The organism is Pseudoalteromonas sp. SMS1 (assembly GCF_021530565.1).
In the GTDB taxonomy this organism is placed as follows: Bacteria; Pseudomonadota; Gammaproteobacteria; order Enterobacterales; family Alteromonadaceae; genus Pseudoalteromonas.
The window spans coordinates 308,289-325,880 of sequence record NZ_JAKGBI010000005.1 but is presented as its reverse complement, the minus strand read 5'-3'; the positions used below and the strand labels follow the sequence as shown (position 1 = coordinate 325,880).

Annotated in this window: 16 protein-coding genes; 11 read left to right on the top strand and 5 right to left on the bottom strand. The window is 42.6% G+C overall.

From position 1 onward, the window contains the following. Window positions 1-669: 669 nt before the first annotated feature. From lexA to L1286_RS08850, 5 genes are all read left to right on the top strand, one after another. The gene (gene lexA, locus L1286_RS08870) at window positions 670-1,281 is read left to right on the top strand and encodes a transcriptional repressor LexA (protein ID WP_235406533.1); all 612 of its coding nucleotides are present in this window, start codon (window positions 670-672) and stop codon (window positions 1,279-1,281) included. A gap of 371 nt (window positions 1,282-1,652) precedes the next feature. After that, window positions 1,653-2,357 (top strand): DUF3313 family protein, encoded by a 705-nt coding sequence (locus L1286_RS08865; RefSeq protein WP_235406532.1) that lies wholly within the window; start codon window positions 1,653-1,655, stop codon window positions 2,355-2,357. A gap of 9 nt (window positions 2,358-2,366) precedes the next feature. Continuing rightward, complete coding sequence (locus tag L1286_RS08860) at window positions 2,367-3,440, top strand: efflux RND transporter periplasmic adaptor subunit (protein WP_235406531.1); 1,074 nt, start codon at window positions 2,367-2,369, stop codon at window positions 3,438-3,440. Further along, entirely contained in the window at window positions 3,437-6,502 is a 3,066-nt protein-coding gene (locus L1286_RS08855; protein ID WP_235406530.1) for an efflux RND transporter permease subunit, read from the top strand. Before L1286_RS08860 ends, L1286_RS08855 begins: the two co-directional genes overlap by 4 nt. Window positions 6,503-6,625: 123 nt before the next feature. Continuing rightward, complete coding sequence (locus tag L1286_RS08850; RefSeq protein WP_235406529.1) at window positions 6,626-7,105, top strand: DUF3016 domain-containing protein; 480 nt, start codon at window positions 6,626-6,628, stop codon at window positions 7,103-7,105. A gap of 29 nt (window positions 7,106-7,134) precedes the next feature. Here L1286_RS08850 and L1286_RS08845 read toward each other — a convergent pair whose 3' ends face one another. Next, entirely contained in the window at window positions 7,135-7,428 is a 294-nt protein-coding gene (locus L1286_RS08845) for a prephenate dehydrogenase (protein WP_235406528.1), read from the bottom strand. Window positions 7,429-7,500: 72 nt separating this feature from the next. Between L1286_RS08845 and L1286_RS08840 the strand changes: the two genes are divergently transcribed. After that, on the top strand, window positions 7,501-7,710 hold the full coding sequence (locus L1286_RS08840; protein ID WP_235406527.1) for a hypothetical protein: 210 nt from the start codon (window positions 7,501-7,503) through the stop codon (window positions 7,708-7,710). Window positions 7,711-7,736: 26 nt separating this feature from the next. On the opposite strand, the gene epmB is transcribed toward L1286_RS08840, so the two are convergent. Continuing rightward, the gene (epmB, locus tag L1286_RS08835; RefSeq protein ID WP_235406526.1) at window positions 7,737-8,750 is read right to left on the bottom strand and encodes an EF-P beta-lysylation protein EpmB; all 1,014 of its coding nucleotides are present in this window, start codon (window positions 8,748-8,750) and stop codon (window positions 7,737-7,739) included. Window positions 8,751-8,791: 41 nt separating this feature from the next. Here epmB and efp point away from each other — a divergent pair, with 41 nt between their 5' ends. Together efp and epmA are read left to right on the top strand one after the other, a co-directional pair. Next, complete coding sequence (efp, locus tag L1286_RS08830) at window positions 8,792-9,358, top strand: elongation factor P (protein ID WP_235406525.1); 567 nt, start codon at window positions 8,792-8,794, stop codon at window positions 9,356-9,358. 83 nt (window positions 9,359-9,441) lie between these two features. Continuing rightward, window positions 9,442-10,416 carry an elongation factor P--(R)-beta-lysine ligase gene (gene epmA / locus L1286_RS08825; protein ID WP_235406524.1) on the top strand — a complete coding sequence of 325 codons (975 nt, stop codon included), beginning with the start codon at window positions 9,442-9,444 and terminating at the stop codon, window positions 10,414-10,416. A 54-nt stretch (window positions 10,417-10,470) separates the two neighbouring features. Here epmA and L1286_RS08820 read toward each other — a convergent pair whose 3' ends face one another. The 3 genes from L1286_RS08820 to L1286_RS08810 all read right to left on the bottom strand — a co-directional run bounded on the left by L1286_RS08820 (window position 10,471) and on the right by L1286_RS08810 (window position 13,451). Further along, window positions 10,471-11,676: a methyl-accepting chemotaxis protein gene (locus tag L1286_RS08820; protein WP_235406523.1), complete on the bottom strand. Its 1,206-nt coding sequence runs from the start codon at window positions 11,674-11,676 to the stop codon at window positions 10,471-10,473. Between the two features lie 201 nt (window positions 11,677-11,877). Continuing rightward, window positions 11,878-12,591 (bottom strand): glycerophosphodiester phosphodiesterase, encoded by a 714-nt coding sequence (locus L1286_RS08815; protein ID WP_235406522.1) that lies wholly within the window; start codon window positions 12,589-12,591, stop codon window positions 11,878-11,880. Continuing rightward, the gene (locus L1286_RS08810; protein ID WP_235406521.1) at window positions 12,588-13,451 is read right to left on the bottom strand and encodes a DMT family transporter; all 864 of its coding nucleotides are present in this window, start codon (window positions 13,449-13,451) and stop codon (window positions 12,588-12,590) included. Before L1286_RS08810 ends, L1286_RS08815 begins: the two co-directional genes overlap by 4 nt. Before the next feature lie 149 nt (window positions 13,452-13,600). Between L1286_RS08810 and L1286_RS08805 the strand changes: the two genes are divergently transcribed. From L1286_RS08805 to L1286_RS08795, 3 genes are all read left to right on the top strand, one after another. Beyond that, window positions 13,601-14,707, top strand: a complete 1,107-nt coding sequence (locus tag L1286_RS08805) for a sensor histidine kinase (protein ID WP_235406520.1) — start codon at window positions 13,601-13,603, stop codon at window positions 14,705-14,707. A gap of 3 nt (window positions 14,708-14,710) precedes the next feature. Continuing rightward, window positions 14,711-15,310, top strand: a complete 600-nt coding sequence (locus tag L1286_RS08800; RefSeq protein ID WP_235406519.1) for a response regulator transcription factor — start codon at window positions 14,711-14,713, stop codon at window positions 15,308-15,310. A 163-nt stretch (window positions 15,311-15,473) separates the two neighbouring features. Then, window positions 15,474-17,570: an ATP-binding protein gene (locus tag L1286_RS08795; protein WP_235406518.1), complete on the top strand. Its 2,097-nt coding sequence runs from the start codon at window positions 15,474-15,476 to the stop codon at window positions 17,568-17,570. Window positions 17,571-17,592 lie beyond the last annotated feature (22 nt).

Here is a 17,592-nt window from a genome sequence, read left to right as displayed (position 1 = left end):
AAAGTAGGACATTGCCAAGCGCCAAATAAAAGAAAGCCCGATTCGAAAGAGTCGGGCTTTTTTGCGTCTAAGTCCCTCGGCAACAGCTAAACGAGCTCATTTCACCTTGCGCAAAAGAAGCGTGCTCACTGTGTTCGCTGTCGCTAACCTTTCGCACTTAATTCATCCCTGAAGCTGGGTTCCATCGCGCATCCATGCGCTCATCTCAATGAACTGCGAAGCTGCACTTCGGTCTCATTTCGTCCATGTGAAAGTAGGGTGAAGGCGGGGATAAGAAAGTGAATAGTTTCACTTTCTACCGACTGGGTGCAGTGAAGCGCTTTCACGCTTGTGATTCTTTATTTCTTTTAAATACATCTCTTAGCTGCGGTTAAACCAGCGCATTTTACCTTGCGCGAAAAGAATGTGGGCGCTTCGCGCTTGTCATAAACCTTTCGCACTATACTTACGCAAAAAGAGCGTGCTCACTGTGTTCGCCGTCGCTAATCTGGTGCACGCCAGTAATTAACTTACCTTTATAAACGTTAGTAACTTACGGAAGCTATAAGTTTACAGGTCATTGCCACAGCGATACCGTCTTATGTCGATAGAAAATGTTAAGAAGATCATTGCGCTTTTGATTGAACTGTATATACTCACAGTAAATGTACTGTATGGAAAACCAGTTATATGCGACCGTTAACTAAACGACAAGAACAAGTATTCGAACTTATAAAGGTATTTATCAAAGATACAGGTATGCCACCAACCCGTGCTGAGATTGCAGACTCGTTGGGTTTTCGCAGTGCTAACGCCGCGGAAGAGCATTTAAAAGCGCTGGCAAAAAAGGGGGTAATTGAAATGGTGCCCGGTGCCAGTCGTGGTATTCGTTTAGTTGAAGAAGAAGAGCCTGAGCAGTTGGGTTTACCTCTGGTCGGTCGAGTCGCTGCCGGTGAACCTATCCTAGCGCAAGAGCACATTGAAAATCATTGCAAAGTCGATCCTAGCATGTTTCAACCCAATGCTGATTACCTATTACGAGTCAACGGAATGAGTATGAAAAATATAGGTATCATGGATGGGGATTTACTCGCAGTACATAGAACCCAAGTCGCAAATAATGGACAAGTTGTTGTTGCAAGAGTGGAAGAAGATGTTACCGTCAAACGTTTCGAGAAAGTCGGTAGAAAAGTTTTTCTTCACGCTGAAAATGAAGACTTTTCCCCAATAGAAGTCGATCTAGAACAGGAAGCGTTCAATATTGAGGGACTTGCTGTTGGTGTGATCAGAGGCAATTTATAACCATGGATTGTTACGATTAAAATGGCGTTCATAATTGGGCTATATAAAGGCCCAATTTGTGTTTTTATAACTCTGCTCCTTAATACTTTCCCAATTTCCACACCTTCTAGTCTGTAAATCTCACAATTATTCTCTAATTTTAGTCAGCAAATACGACTAAAGCTCAGTAAGTTAGCTATGCTATAAGCGTTAAACTATAAATTTTAATTAATGTTGCACTATTTAAGTTAGCTAAGGTCTTAGCTATTCGTCTTGGTAAGTAACTATCGTTAGAGGTGTACTCTAGAGTTACATTTAATATCAAATGAGAACAAAGTGATATTTGGCGATATGATACAACCTAAGGAATATTAATAATTATGGAGCTGACAATGACTTCGTTGCGCGCTGTACTAATTCTATCCACTCTTTTTTTTATAACGGCATGTAGTTCAACCGGTAGAAATACGCAATCTGGTTTTCTTCCGGACTATGAAGTGCTTAAACCTTCAGATGAGTATCAAGATACTCAACTATATGTAAGTCGTGAGTTTGGACAAGATGCGCTGGCCAAAATCGAAACCTTATATTTGCCGCGCTTTGAAGTGTGGGTCAATGTCAAAGACACAGACTTTTTAAATGTTAACCCTCAACATATTGCCAAGTTGAGCCACTACATGCAGTCAGAAATGGTCAGCAAGTTAAGTCCTCATTATGAAATTGTCACCGAGCAACCCGTTAAGCTGGATGACTCTGTGTTAACGATTAAAGGGGCGTTTACAGATGTAGAATTCGAGCCTATTGAACTAGGCGTACGAGACTTTGTTCCGATTCGACTGGTTTACAATGCAGGTAAATCTGCGTATCTAGCTGCAACAGAGCAAACAGAAGCGCTGACCCATGTATCCCTTGAATCTGTATTCTATGTGGGCAATAAAAAAGAACCAATGGTGATGATGACAGCTCATAGGGAGTTAGATTCGGTGATAAAAGCTGACGGTACTGAAAATGTTAAAGCGGTCAAACAAATTCTAGATATTTGGGTAAATAACTTCGTTACGGCAATGGTCAAAGATCGTAACTCAGGACACAATTAAGGAGCATTCATGCATACAATAAGAATTAGGTCACTTGGTGTGGCTGCGCTTTTCTGTATTAGTTTAGTCGCTTGTTCAGAGCAACAAGTAGAAATCAAAGACACTGAACAACTACGTCCTGTAAGAACACTGCTTTTATCGTCGCAAGTTGATGGACCTATGGTGGAGTTTCCTGCGGTGGTAGATGCTGCTTCTTCAGCCGATTTGTCTTTTAAAGTGCCTGGTGAGGTGACTGAGTTGCTTGTTAAGCAAGGGGAAGAGGTTGAAGTAGGTGATGTCATTGCTAAAGTGGATGCGACTGACTACCAACTTTCTTTGGACGAAGCACAAGCCAATTACAAAAAAGCACAGGCTGATTTCAGCCGAGCGAAACAGCTTATTAAGTCAGGTACCATTTCGCAGTCTGACTACGATCAGTTGCAATCTCACTTTACCAGTGCAAAAAGCAAATTAGCAAATGCGCAGAATAATTTATCTTATACAAGTTTGAAGGCGTCGTTCTCTGGTGTTGTCGCAAGAACGTATATTGAACGCTTTGAAGAAGTGCAAGCTAAGCAAGTAATTGCAACACTGCAAGATATTAAGCACATCACACTGAAAGTGAATGTGCCAGAGAGCTTGATGATTAAAGTATCCAAGGATGCGCCAAAGCACATTATCGCAGAATTCTCTGGGATCCCAGACAAGACTTTCCCTTTAGATTTTGTCGAAGTAAGTACCCAAGCGGATGAAGTAACGAAAGCCTATGAAGTGACGCTGAGTATGACTCGCCCGGAAAACTACAATATCTTACCGGGTATGACTGCAAAGGTCCTAGCCAAGGGTGTTGACGTAAATAAGAGCGGATTATACTTACCCATTAATACTGTTTTGAAAGATGCGTCGGGGAATTACGTTTGGACTGTCTCTTCAGTAGGAAAAGGTAAAGGAGAGATTGCTAAAAAACCAGTGGTGATTGGGGAAGTATCAACGCTAGGATTTCCGGTGATGAGTGGTGTAAACGAAGGAGACTATATTGTTACTGCTGGTATGAGTAAGGTAAGTGAGGGTCAACTTGTGAAATTTAACAAGGGGGCACAGTGAATATAACCAGACTTGCATTAGAAAATAATCGTACCACCTGGGTGCTGATAGCAGCACTACTGTTTTTTGGCATTGCTTCCTTTGACAAAATGCCAAAAGACTATGACCCGGGGTTTATCATTCGTACTGCACAAGTTGTGACCTACTTTCCTGGGGCTAGCCCGCAGCGAGTCGAAGAGTTAGTGACAGATCAAATTGAGAAGGTAGTCCAACAGATCCCTGAATTAGACTTTGTGAGTAGTACTTCAAAAACAGGTGTTTCCATTGTTAGTGTCAATATCAAAGAAAGCTACAAGGAGATGCGGCCTATTTGGGACAACCTTAGGCGTAAAATTCAGAGTATTGAACAAGACTTGCCGAGCGATGCACAAAAACCCATTGTGAATGATGAATTCGGGGATGTCTTTGGCATTGTAATTGGGCTCACTGCCGAAGGCTATAGTTACCGAGAGATGGAAGATGTGGCGGAGCAAGTACGAGATACGTTGTTGCGCTTACCTGAAGCTGCAAAAGTTGAGATATTCGGAAATCAAGAGCAAAGGGTATTTATCGAATTTGAGAATGCGCGTTTGGGGGCGCTTGGCATTTCACCGAGTCAGCTCAAAGAGCAACTTGCGGCGCGTAATATCGTCAACCCTGGCGGCTCTATATATATTAATGATGAGACGCTTGCACTTGAACCGAGTGGTAACTTTGAATCTGTGGAGGACATTGCCAACACTATTATTAACGTGCCAGGTAGTGAGCAAGTATTACTGTTATCTGACATTGCGGTTGTTTACAGAGATTATGTGGACCCCGCAAAATCCAAAGTCCGAGTAGGACAGCAAGAAGGTCTCACATTGGCCATTTCGATGCGTTTGGGTGGCAACAATATTGCGCTAGGAGAGCAAGTCTTAGAGACGCTAAATTACTTAGAAAGTGTTTATCCTATAGGCGTTGAGTTCAAACTATTGTCGTTCTTACCAAGGGAAGTAGAGCAAAAAGTCAGTGATTTTGTTTCGAACTTGCTGCAAGCTGTTTTGGTCGTAACCTTAGTGATGCTCTTTACACTAGGTTTGCGAACTGGCCTCATCGTTGCGAGCTTAATTCCGATGAGTATGGTGTTTGGTATTCTAGTGATGTCATTTTTTGATATAAGTATTGATCAGATATCTTTGGCTGCACTGATAATCGCGCTGGGTATGCTTGTTGATAACGGCATCGTCATGTCTGAGAATATCATGGTACAAATGGAACGAGGTAAAGCGGCGATTGATGCTGCGGTGGACTCAGCTGATGAGCTAAAAGTACCGTTGTTGGTGTCTTCACTCACGACCGGCGCAGCTTTCCTTCCCATTTTCTTGGCCGAATCGTCGACAGGTGAATATACCGCCTCATTGTTCAAAGTGGTGACAATCACGCTGCTTTGTTCTTGGTTGCTGGCAATGACTATGATCCCAATGCTATGCGTGTACTTTACGCGTGTGAAGTCTCAAGCGGCAGATTATAATTCCGGGGTATATCTTGGTTATAAAACACTCCTAACGGTCATGATCCGTTACCGTTGGATGACTATCATAGCTTGCGTTGCTGCATTTTTTGTGGCGCTACAAGGGATGCAATATATTCCTAAGGTTTTCTTCCCCCCATCCGATCGTGATTACTTTAAAGTCGAGCTCGAATTGCCCATTGGTACACGTTTGCAGACGACAGAAGCTATGGTAAAAGACATTGAGGGCTTTTTACATCGCGACCTGAAAGTATCGAGCGAACGGCCTGAAGGCGTTACCGAGTGGGTGAGCTACATTGGAAACGGTGGGCCGAGGTTTTTGTTAACTCACAATCCAGAGCCAACAAGTGCAAACTACGCGTTGATGATAGTGAGTACAACTTCCTATCACTTGATTGATGAGTTGATGGTTGATATTGAACGTTATGCTTTGAGTAGACACCCAGATCTCTTGATAAAACAACGCAAAATAGAGAATGGTGCACCGATCGCCAACCCCGTTGAGATTAGGCTTTCAGGTGATGACAAAGAGACCCTGATGAAAATTGTTGATGCATTAAAACTGCAAATGCAAACGACACCTGGACTTAAAGCGGTGAGTGATGATTGGGGGTTACCAAGCAAAAAGGTACAAATAAAAATTAATCAAACTCGAGCTCGGCGTGTTGGCGTTTCCAGTAAAGATATTGCGAGCTCGTTACAAACAGGTTTTAGTGGATTAGAGTTAACTCAATATCGTGAAGGCAATGAGCTTATTCCTGTTACATTGCGATCTGTTGCCGCAGATAGAGACGATATTGGAAAGCTAGAAGCGATGATGGTTTACTCACAAGCTACTGGTGCATCAGTTCCGCTGAAGCAAGTCGCCGACATCGAAATCGTTTGGGAAAGTGCGCAAATTTTAAGACGTGATCGATTAAAGTCAGTTGCGGTGGGCGCTCAATTAGACGGCATAACTGCGGATGAAGGGTTTGATGTGCTCGTACCGTGGCTTGAAGAGCAAAAGAAAAACTGGCCGTTTGGCTACTCTTATGAACTCGGTGGTGAGGCGGAGTCTTCAGGAAAAGCGAACCAGTCAATCGCAGATAAAATGCCTATCGCGGTGTTTATTATCGTCATCCTCCTGATTGGTCAGTTTAACTCGATCCGAAAGTCTATTATTGTACTGACGACAATTCCACTGGGATTTATTGGGGTAATTCTCGGTCTACTAGTAGGACAGTCATTCTTTGGCTTTATGACCTTGCTGGGCATTATTTCCTTGGCAGGCATTGTCATAAACAATGCAATTGTGCTGTTAGAGCGAATTAAGATTGAGCTAAACAATATGCCGGAAAACCCAGTAGAAGCGATTGTAACGGCTGCTCAGCAACGTATGAGACCAATACTCCTCACTACGGCAACTACTGTCTTTGGTTTAATTCCATTGTACTTGGGCGGTGGTGAAATGTGGGAACCGATGGCGCTGGGGATCATGGGTGGATTACTGTTCTCAACTTTGTTGACCCTAGGCGTAGTGCCAGTTTTGTATGCATTATTTTATCGAATAAAGGAGCAAAAGGGCGCCTAATTGGCGCTCTTGATGGTGATAAAGTGATCACGGGTAAAAGCCTGTAAAGGGATGTAACCCTTAAGTTTTCGTTCAGCGAAATGAGCAGATTATGGGCATACAGGCCAACGAGAGGAGTTTATTATGAAATATATCAAATATGTGATTGCAGCGATGTTCCTTCCAATGACGGCAAGTGCTGGCGAAGTGAATGTTACTTGGCTAGATTTTAAAGAATATCGAGATGTTTTTCCTGCAAATGAAACGCGGGGTGGGTACTACAAACGCATAGCTAAAAAGTTTGAGCAACACTTAAACAAATTAGCCGCCGATTTACCCGCAGGTTACACCATGTCTGTAACATTTGAAGATGTCGATTTAGCCGGAGATGTTCGGTTCAATATGAACGATATTCGCATCATTAAACCGATTTACTTTCCACGTTTAAAAGTATCGTATCGAGTGACTGACAACAACGGTAATGTGATCACCGAGGCGAAATCAAAAGTGTTGAAAGATTTAGGCTTTATGGACAAAATCAAAATGGGCCGAGACTCAGAGTTTTACTACGATAAGCGGCTTTTAAGTGATTGGTACAAAGAAGAAGTTGCCCCAAAAATCTAAAGTAAAAAAGAGCGCTAAAGCGCTCTTTTTTATTTAAACGTTGCCAATAATTGGAGCAGTTGTTGCAGCTTGAACACTGCTTTTTTCAACTGCGCTTCATCTAACTGATCAGATTTACTGAGTGCATCTACATCCGCGGCTACATCCAAGACATATGGTTTAAAGCGTTTCGCTTCAAATCCGAAGCCAGCGTCCTTTGTGAACAGTGCAGTGAATTTTCCATGACCTTGTTGTTGCAGTTCATCTAATTTTTTATCAGCATCAAGTGCTTGACGGTAAACAACTTTTAAGTTTTCGTTGAGCTTTTCGATGATAGCGTGCATAGTTTTCCTAAAGTCTGGTATGAATCGGTCGATATTTTACTTGGATCCATCAAACTTGTCAGGTAATTGCCTATGAATATTTCCGGAAGTAACCTTCCTGCTATGTCTGGCGCCGGGCCAAGTGGCGAAGTATACAGCGCTTCTTTGGCTAAAAAGCAACAGCAAGCAGATGGACGAGCAGCCCTAGCATTAATTGAATCAGCAGGGAGTGCTGCCGCTGCGCAGACCCCCGCGAAGTCAGTTACCGCATCGTTGGGCAACAACATCAACGTATACGTCTAGTGTACATTGATGTTTTGTATTTAGGCTTAGCTTAAATGCAAATCAATCGGCGTCTTACTTGGTTTGCCGCCGATTTCTCTTACTAATGTAGGTACTAAAAATCCCGGTAACGTCTCTAAGATATTGCCTACCAGTGTAATGGCTTCCTCCTCAGTGACATCAAAGTGACTTGCCCCTTCAACTTTGTCCAATAAATGCAGATAATATGGCAATACATCGCTATCAAATAGCGCTTCGCTGAGGTCAATAAGTGCCTTCGCATTGTCGTTAATCCCTTTCAATAGCACGGTTTGGTTGAGCAAGGTAACGCCAGCCTGTTTGAGCTTACCCATTGCGTGGATAAAGTGCTGATCAATTTCATTCTTATGATTTATATGATTGACAAGAATAACCTTTAATCGACTATTGGCTAAACTTTCACACAGTTGTGCGGTGATTCTAGTCGGTATAACTATGGGTAAACGACTATGTATTCTTAGCCTTTTAATTTGTGGTAGCTGCTCTAATTTGTCGATCAGCCAGGCAACCATGTCATCTTTTGCCATTAACGGATCACCACCACTGAGGATCACTTCATTAATTTCGGGGTGTGCGACAAGATAGTCAAACACTGGCTCAAGAGTACGTTTGTTCACTTGGTTGTCTTGATAAGGGAAATGACGCCTGAAACAATAGCGACAATTAACCGCGCAGCCGGTTTTTAACATCAACAGAACGCGAGATTTGTACTTATGTAATAAACCTGGCACAGGCGCGTCTTGTTCTTCAAGTGGATCTTTGCTAAATCCACTTTCAGCAATAAACTCTTGATGCACAGGTAAGACTTGTAATAACAAGGGGTCCTGCGGATTACCATACTGCATTTTCGATATGAAAGAGCGTGGTACGCGAAGCGGAAATAACCGCTTAGCTGCAAGGTCTTTTGCATTGAAATGTGCTTCTAACCCAAGCGTTTTAATGAGTGTTTCTGGGCAAGTAACGACATTTGCCAATTCTTTTTGCCAGTTAGTATGCAAATTTACTTCATTTATTTGTATCATTAGCAGGTTTATTACTCGAAATACGATGATTAGAGGATACGATGGCGAATTATAGCACCAACGAGTTCAAGGGCGGCCTAAAAATTATGATTGATGGCGAGCCTTGTACGATCCTAGAAAACGAAATGGTTAAACCAGGTAAAGGCCAAGCTTTCAACCGAGTTAAGATCCGTAAGTTGATCTCAGGAAAAGTATTAGAAAAAACATTTAAATCTGGCGACTCCGTTGAAGGCGCCGATGTAATGGAAACAGACTTAGCGTATTTGTACACTGACGGTGAGTTCTGGCACTTCATGAACAATGAGACATTCGAACAGATCGCTGCTGATGAAAAAGCAGTTGGTGAAAATGTGAAATGGTTAGTTGAAAATGATGTTTGTACGATCACGCTGTGGAACGGTAACCCAATCGCGGTCACCCCACCTAACTTTGTAGAGTTAGAGATCACCGATACAGATCCAGGTCTAAAAGGTGACACAGCAGGTACCGGTGGTAAACCTGCAACGCTAACAACTGGCGCTGTTGTTAGAGTTCCGTTGTTCGTTCAAATTGGCGAAGTGATTAAAGTAGACACACGTACGGGCGAATATGTGAGCCGCGTTAAATAACTTCGGTTTAATTGCGAAAGTGTGAAAAATCTCGGCAAATGCCGAGATTTTTTTTGATAGGCACAGTTTACAGGTAAAGTGAAATGAATGACGCATTGTGGGCGCCGAGTGCGCAAATTGAGACGCTAAAACAAAGAGCAAATATACTGGCCAAGATAAGGGCTTTTTTTGCGGCACGTGAAGTAATGGAAGTTGAAACACCTTGTTTGAGCCAAGCATCTGTAACCGATGTGTATTTAGCCACATTTTCAACCGAGTTTGTTGGACCAAGCCATGCCAAGGGACTGCCTCTTTACTTACAAACGTCCCCAGAGTTTGCCATGAAGCGTTTATTGGCAGCTGGCAGTGGCGCTATCTATCAAATAGGTAAAGCCTTTCGTAATGAGGAGTCTGGTCGTCACCACAACCCTGAGTTCACCATGCTAGAATGGTATCGCCCTGGGTTCGATGAGTTTGACTTAATGGATGAGATAGATTGTTTAATGCGAACCGTCTTATCATGTGATGTTGCAACGCGAATGAGTTATCAGGACGCTTTTCGAGCTCATTTGAGGATTGACCCCTTAACAATCGAACTAGAAGCACTCAAAGTGGTTTGTGGCCAATACGGGTATAAAGATATTGCCGCACAAGAGCAATCTGTGGATGCACTGTTACAGTTGCTATTTTGCATGGAAATTGAGCCGCAAATAGGCAAAGACGCCCCATGTTTTGTCTATCATTTTCCTGCATCACAAGCTGCTCTAGCACAATTAAACGACGCTGACCCGCGCGTGGCAGGGCGTTTTGAATTGTATTATCAAGGTATGGAATTGGCGAATGGATTTAACGAACTGACGAATGCTGATGAGCAAAGTAAACGCTTTGATAAAGATAACCAAGTGCGAGCCCAAATGGGGTTACCTCAGATAGATAAAGATCAACGATTTTTAAAGGCGCTTGAGCACGGGTTACCCACCTGTGCTGGTGTTGCTTTGGGGATTGACCGTTTGGTGATGTTGGCGACAGGTAAAAGCGAAATCCAAGAAGTAATCGCATTTGATGTGAATCGAGCTTAGCCGCTAAGTTAAGAGGTGACATCGAAAAAGCCCAGAGTTTAACTGGGCTTGTTCTTATACAAACCGTTGAAGCTCTTTTTGTGTTGCTGCGGTTAACTGATGCGCATTTTGGCAATCGTGCAGGGCTGTATCTAGTTGCGCTTTGGCTGATTGACCTAACTCAACAATTTGCTGCACCGCGTGATGTGTGTGATTTTGCGTGTCTTCGAGCTGGTGTACGGCACTGACAATCTCTTCAAGTTGCGATTGGTTGCGTTCGAAATCTGCACTCATATCCGCAAACCCTTTAGAAGTCTCACTAATGGCTTTTTCAGCGCCGCTAGAGTGCGAAATTAATTGCTCTGATTCTTGATGTGTCTCACTGACTAAGTGGTCCATTTGGTTTATAAAGTCGCTAATTTGGCGTGTCGCGTCATTAACTTTCACCGATAAGTTACGTACTTCATCCGCAACAACAGCAAAACCTCTGCCTGCTTCACCTGCGCGCGCAGCTTCAATTGCGGCGTTTAGTGCGAGTAAGTTGGTTTGATCTGAAAACTCTTCGACCATTTTGAGAATATTTCGAATATTGTCACTGTTTTCTTTTAATCCAGACACCGTAGTAGAGAAATTCCCCAACAGTGAAGTGATTTGTTGTACTTCGCTAACCAGTGTCATTAAAGACTGTGATGAGCCTCGCACAAAGTGTAAGCTTTCCGTGTTGGCTTGATAGACTTGGTCTGTGTTGCCGACGATACTTTGTAAGCTGTGGGTGACCTGATCGCTGGCCGCAATGATGTTATCGCCTTGGTTGATCTGCTGTTCGCCTGCCGACACTGTGCTGGTCATCGACTGTGTAACTTGCTGATTACTGAGTGTCGCCGCTTCAGCGCTTTTGTAAGTATTGCCCAAAAGCTCACTCAGATGCACGGTGAAGGTGTTGTATTGATCACTGAGCTCTCTAAACTCATCGTATGTAAACTGAGGCAAGCGCGCATTTAAGTTGCCATCTTGGCGATTCACTTGCTCCAAGGCATCACGCATTGCCTGTACCGGTCTCACTATTAAATAGCGCATATAAAAAAAAGTGAAAATAAATGCGGCGATGGAGGACAATGCCAATAGCCAGAAGCCACCTAACTCTGTACCAGAATCAGATAAGTGCGTGTAGAGCCAGCCTAATGTGAGCAGCTGAAAGACAAACAAAAAACCTAGGTTGCCGAATATTTTTCTCGTGAGAGTAAAAAAGAGAGATTCTTCAATTAAATTATATATGCGCATGTACAAACTCATCATAGGCTTATCACTCGCCGGTTCGTGTAAATTTGGATATCACTTGCAAGAAACACCCAGCATTTACTTCCATTACTATTAAAGTATACCATTTAGTGGAATTATTTAAGCAGTCCGAACGGTTTATCAGTAAATAGCTAGAATCTAAAGCACTTTAAGCTGATTATTTAAGGTACAGTCGTTCAGCGATTACGCTTTAAAAGCACAAAGTTTATTAATTGCCATTTTGGCGTGACAAGGATAATTACTAAAGATCCCATCGACCCCCATGTCTAGCACTAATTCAATGTCTTTTTGCTTGTCAACGGTATAGGCATATACCTGCAAGCCTCGCTGCTTAGCGTCCAATACAAACTCATGGTTTATAAAGTTTTTATCCATATGAATGCTATAGGCATGTAACTTTTGGGCAAACTCGGCGTAGTTCAAAGGGATAGAAGCGGTCAAGGCGCCGATTTTAACCCAGGGCAATTTTTGTTTAAGCCATACCAGTTGGTGGTGGTCAAAGGATGACAAGATCAATTGACTACGCTCTATCACACCTGCATTAATATTATTTTCTATGTATTGGACGAACTTATCTAAAGAATAAGTGTGCTTTAACTCGAGATTAATTGTCGCGTTGGTACCAATTAGATCAAATACATTTTGTAGAGTCGGTATGCCTTCTCCATTGCCGGCATCCAGAGCATTTAACATTTCCCGAGTAGCATCTCTAACCATACCTCGGCCATTGGTGGTGCGATCTAGCCATGTGTCATGAATAATCGCGTAATCATCATGACAGCTTTGTACATCCAATTCGATGCCATCTACATCCACATCCAAAGCAGCGCTAATTGCACTTAGCGAGTTTTCTGGGTGGTTTCCGCTTGCACCCCGGTGCGCAAATACTTGGATCATCGTTTATTCCTTGTTATTGACCAAGTTTCAAAACAGGCAGCACTTACAACTAAAATACCGCCAATGATTGTCGTCATATTGGTTGTTTCTGATAACAGCATATAAGCCAAAACAGTGCCGTACAAGGGCTGTAAGCAGGAAATTAACCCGGCTGTTGTTGCACTTAAATAGCGTAAACTATTCGCAAACAGAGAGTGGGGTATTGCTGTAAACACAACACCAGCCAATAGTAAGTAGTACATGTCTTGCAGGGGAAGTGCCTGAGGTGGCGTGTCAATGAAAAAGGACAAGACAATGGCTGCTGTTAGTGTTTGATACAACATGGTGTGCGGTCCACCGTACCCTGAAAAGTATTTCTTTTGCAACAGGTTACGTGTTGCGAAAAACACACCTGATACAACGCCTGTGAGTATACCTAATGTGACTTGATTTCCTAAGTTTGCATCAGGCACCATGAGGTAAATTCCGACAATAACGATGAGCGAGTTAAATAGATCGGTGGGTTTAATTCTTGTGTTATTAAACAATGGTTCAAGTAAGACCGTGATGACCGGATAAGTGAAAAAGGCGATGATCCCCGTGGCGATACCGGCCATTTGCATTGCGGCAAAATAGGTAACCCAGTGCAATCCTATGATGACACCGAGGCTAGCAACAATAAAGTAGTCTTTGTGGTTGTGAAGTCGCAACTGTTTGCTTTGTAGCTTGAGAATGACAGTGATCGCCAAAAAAGCAATTGCGGTTCGGTACACTGTGATATCCAGTGCGGAAAGGGCAATTAATTTTGAGAATAACGCAGTGCCACCAAACATAAGTACGGCGATATGTAATTGTATAAGCGCGGATTGATTTTTATGCATAATTATTAATTATTTATTTGAGTTAGCGGCGAGTATCGCTTTTAACTGATATTTTCGGTGACACTTGTCACTGCGACTTCGTTGTTGCTCATGGTAGGGTAAAACAATCAAGAGAGATAGGTCTTTTTAAATTTATGAATGGGCATTCTATGAGAAGTGCAACACACACAATGCCGCTGGCCAGAAAAGGAAAACACTTTTTTTGGAACTATGGACCGCTGGTTTTTTCTGTGTTCTATTTTTTTCCGATGATAAGGAGTTTTGAAACGACGTCCAATGCAGAAATTGCGGCGCAATTTATGGCGTATGGCAGTTTTGTATTTTGTTACCACAAAGCGTTATTAAAACCTGCGAAAGATGCTATTCACTTTATAGTATTGATGCTGCTTCTGTGTGTCTTAGTGACGCAGCTCACTTCGGGAACCAGTACGCTCTTTGGTTATGTCGGTTATCTCATTGGGTTTTGTTTTCTTGGTAGTGTGCGTTGGTTGATGTTAGCCGTTTTAATGTGCGCAATTACGTTAGTTGCCACTTTACACATTCATCCAAATTTTTGGCCTTATTTCATTGGTCCTGCAATGGTGATTTCATTGGGGCTGTTTGGATTTGGTGTTGTGGAATATAAAGAACGAGTTCATCGAAATGAGTCAAGAAAAAGCAAAGAGCAGATCAGCCAACTTGCAAAAATTGCAGAGCGAGAGCGTATCGCGAGAGATTTGCATGACTTGCTTGGTCACTCACTGAGTTCAATTTCACTCAAATCAGAACTTGCAGGCAAGTTTATTTCAGCAGGTCATTACGATCAGGCTAAACATGAAACGGACGAAGTCGCTAAGTTAGCTCGCACAGCACTGTCTGAGGTGAGAGAAGCGGTATCGGGCATGAAGCAATTAGGGCTGCAAGCACAACTGGATGTAATGACTGCACGGTTAAAGGACAAAGGCATGGCTGTTGAACCCGATATACAGCAAATTGCGTTAAGCCCAGAACAAGAAAGTTGCTTATGCTTTGTCGCTAAGGAGGCGATTACCAATGTGCTTAAACACAGTAATGCTAGAAAGGTTTCCATTTCGTTGAACACGTTTAAGGGACAACACACGCTCATATTTTGTGATGATGGTCAGATACATAATATTGTATGGGGCAATGGTTTGTCGGGGATTAAATCACGAATTGAAGAATTAGGCGGATCGTTTAAGGTGTTTGCCGATGATGGGCTCAGGCTGGTGGCCGAGCTACCCCAAAAGGAGATGTAAGTTATGAAAGTCTTGGTAGTTGAAGATCAGGCATTAGTGAGAAATGCCATTGCAGCTTTATTGTCATTGGAGCCTTGTATTGAGGTAGTAGGCCAAGCTGAAGATGGGTTGCAAGCATTAGATATGCTGGCGCGTGTTGAAGTAGACATCGTTTTGAGTGACATCGAAATGCCAAATCTTACCGGTTTAGAGTTGGCACAGGCGGTTGAAGCACGTTATCCAAGTATTAAGTTTGTGATCATGACAACCTTTTCTCGAGCGGGTTATATTCGACGTGCGATGGAGTCCAGTGTCAAAGGGTTTATTCTCAAAGAAGCCCCCAGTGACTACTTGATTAATGCGTTAAAAAAGGTCTCTGTGGGGCAAAAAGTTATCGATCCAGAACTTGCCATGAATGCACTGGATGAAAAGGATCCCTTGTCTGACAAAGAACGTAAGGCCTTGCGTCTAGCCAGTGAGGGGCTCAAAACCAGCCAAATTGCACAACAGTTATTTTTAAGTGATGGTACCGTCCGTAATTATCTGTCAGAGGCAATTGCTAAATTAAACGCCACAAATCGAGTAGATGCAGCGAGAATTGCTAGGCAAAAAGGATGGCTATAGAGAGTTAAAGCGTTCCAATAAGTTCATTTCTCTATTTATTCATGTAGACAATTAGTAATATAATACTACTTAATGATTAAAATAATGTAATTGACCTTAGATGGGCGATCCTAAACTCCTACTCAAAATATTAGCATTAACGACCTGCGTATGTGCCGTATTTATGTTGGTAAATTGGTTGGTGCACAAGCGTATTGCTGGTACTCGTTTATGGTTTGGGTTTGTACTTAGCGCGGCCATCGCATGTATTTTTCAGTCTTCACAAGCGCTTTCATCCGTTTGGTCAATCATGGTACCTAATACCCTTATTTTATTAGGCCTGTTTATGTTGACGCGCGGCGTTGAACGATTCTTTATTGTACGAGTCTATAATTGGCCTTGGTTCTTACTTGCATCTGTATTTTTCCCTAGTTTTATCTATTTTACATTTATTGATGCCAGTTTCTTAGTACGGGTGGTCGTCAATTACTTAGTTTGGTTGTTGGCCATGACATTGTGTTTACGCGCTTTGTGGATTGGCCAAGGCAAATCACTCGTCAGTTTTTCTCCCGCCCATTGGACCTTTGCGATCGCCTGTGTATCTCTTTTGAGTGTATTTACTTTACGTTTAAGTATGCTTGGCCATTACGAGCACAGTGACTCACTTGGTACGAATAATTGGATGAACCAGTTTTTTTCTCTGTCGGTTATTGTGATGCCACTCATCTTATGCTTTTCATTGTGCTTACTATGTAGCTGTAGGAAAGAGCAATTGTTGGCCAATGTGACCCAAAGAGCGAAAGAGGAAACTCAAAAGAAAGCACAGTTTTTAACCTTGCTGAGTCATGAATTAAGAACGCCTTTAAACGCAATCGTCGGTCATGCTGAGATGATTAAACAGGCTCCGAGAGAACCACAGAAATATGTGCAGTACTGTGATGTAATAATTTCTACTGCGATGTCTTTGGCAGATTTGGCGAATCAAGTATTACTGAATGCGCGTGGTAAGGCATCTAGACAGGTAGCTGTGGTGCTCCCAGCGTTTATTCAGCAGTTAATGGAACAGTTTAAACCGTTAGTACAAGATAAAAGTGTTGAACTTGAAGTAAGAAGCACAGCCATCGCTAGTCATAAACAGTATTTGATCGATCAAGATACGTTAGGGTTAGTGATTAAAAACTTGTTGTCAAATGCCATTAAATATACGCATCAAGGCAAGATCACCTTAGCAGTCAGTATGCTTCGCAAAAAGTCCCAAAGTGAGTTACTCAGGTTTGAAGTCGCTGATACTGGTGAAGGAATGAATCAAACGCAGATCGAGCAGTTGTTTCAGCCTTTTGACTCTGCAGATCCAGAACTTTCTATTGCGCAAAGCGCAGGAGTGGGTCTGGCGTTATGTCAGCAGCTCTTAGAGACTCTAGGCTCAAAACTAGAAGTGAGGAGTGAGATTGCTCAAGGAAGCCTTTTTTATTTTGACATAGAGCTTGTTGAAGCCACGGACACCTCTCCTGAAGTCGCGTCTAAAGCACTCAATAATAGGTCAATTTCCCAGCTTTCTGGAAATATTTTGGTTGTGGAGGACAACCTCTTAAACCAAGAGATCATTAAACACTTTTTGTCATCCTTATCTTTGGACTATCAAATAGCATCTTCTTTGACAGAGGCCGAACAGCAGCTTAATACAACGGTGTTTGACTTAATATTTCTGGATATGCATCTGCGTGATGGCCATGGGTTAGATTGGTATCGCCAGACATTTAAATCGCTCAACCTTACGCACATGCCGGTTGTTGTTGCTATTACAGGTGATGTCGATGAACAGGCACAGCAAGCTTACCTCTCTGCAGGTATTGAATATTTTATGGCTAAACCCATTGTATTACCTGATTTAGAAAAGTTGTTGTCTAAATTACTGGTATCGACTAGGCACTTAAGCCTTGATCACGAGTTGTTAGACCTCTCTACCATTGAGCGTTTAGCGGGTAGTATGGAGCCACAAGTACTCAGTACAAAGCTGATGTATCTCAGTGATAGACTGGACTACGAATTTGCTCAGCTGAGAGGGCTCGCTGATATTCAAGCGCTGGAAGCGCTAGAAGAGAAGTTAATTCAACTTGAAGAAGAAGTATCATCACTTGGGATGCGTGCACTTTATCTAGCGCTACAAGATGTTCGATTAACCTTGTTTGATTCGATTAACGTAGATTGGCATATGCTGCATGGTATCGCGAAGCAAAGTGCCAAGAGGTTGTCCGAGTATCATTCAAAAGTGGTCGCATAGCCTGTTTTATTATCGTAAAAGA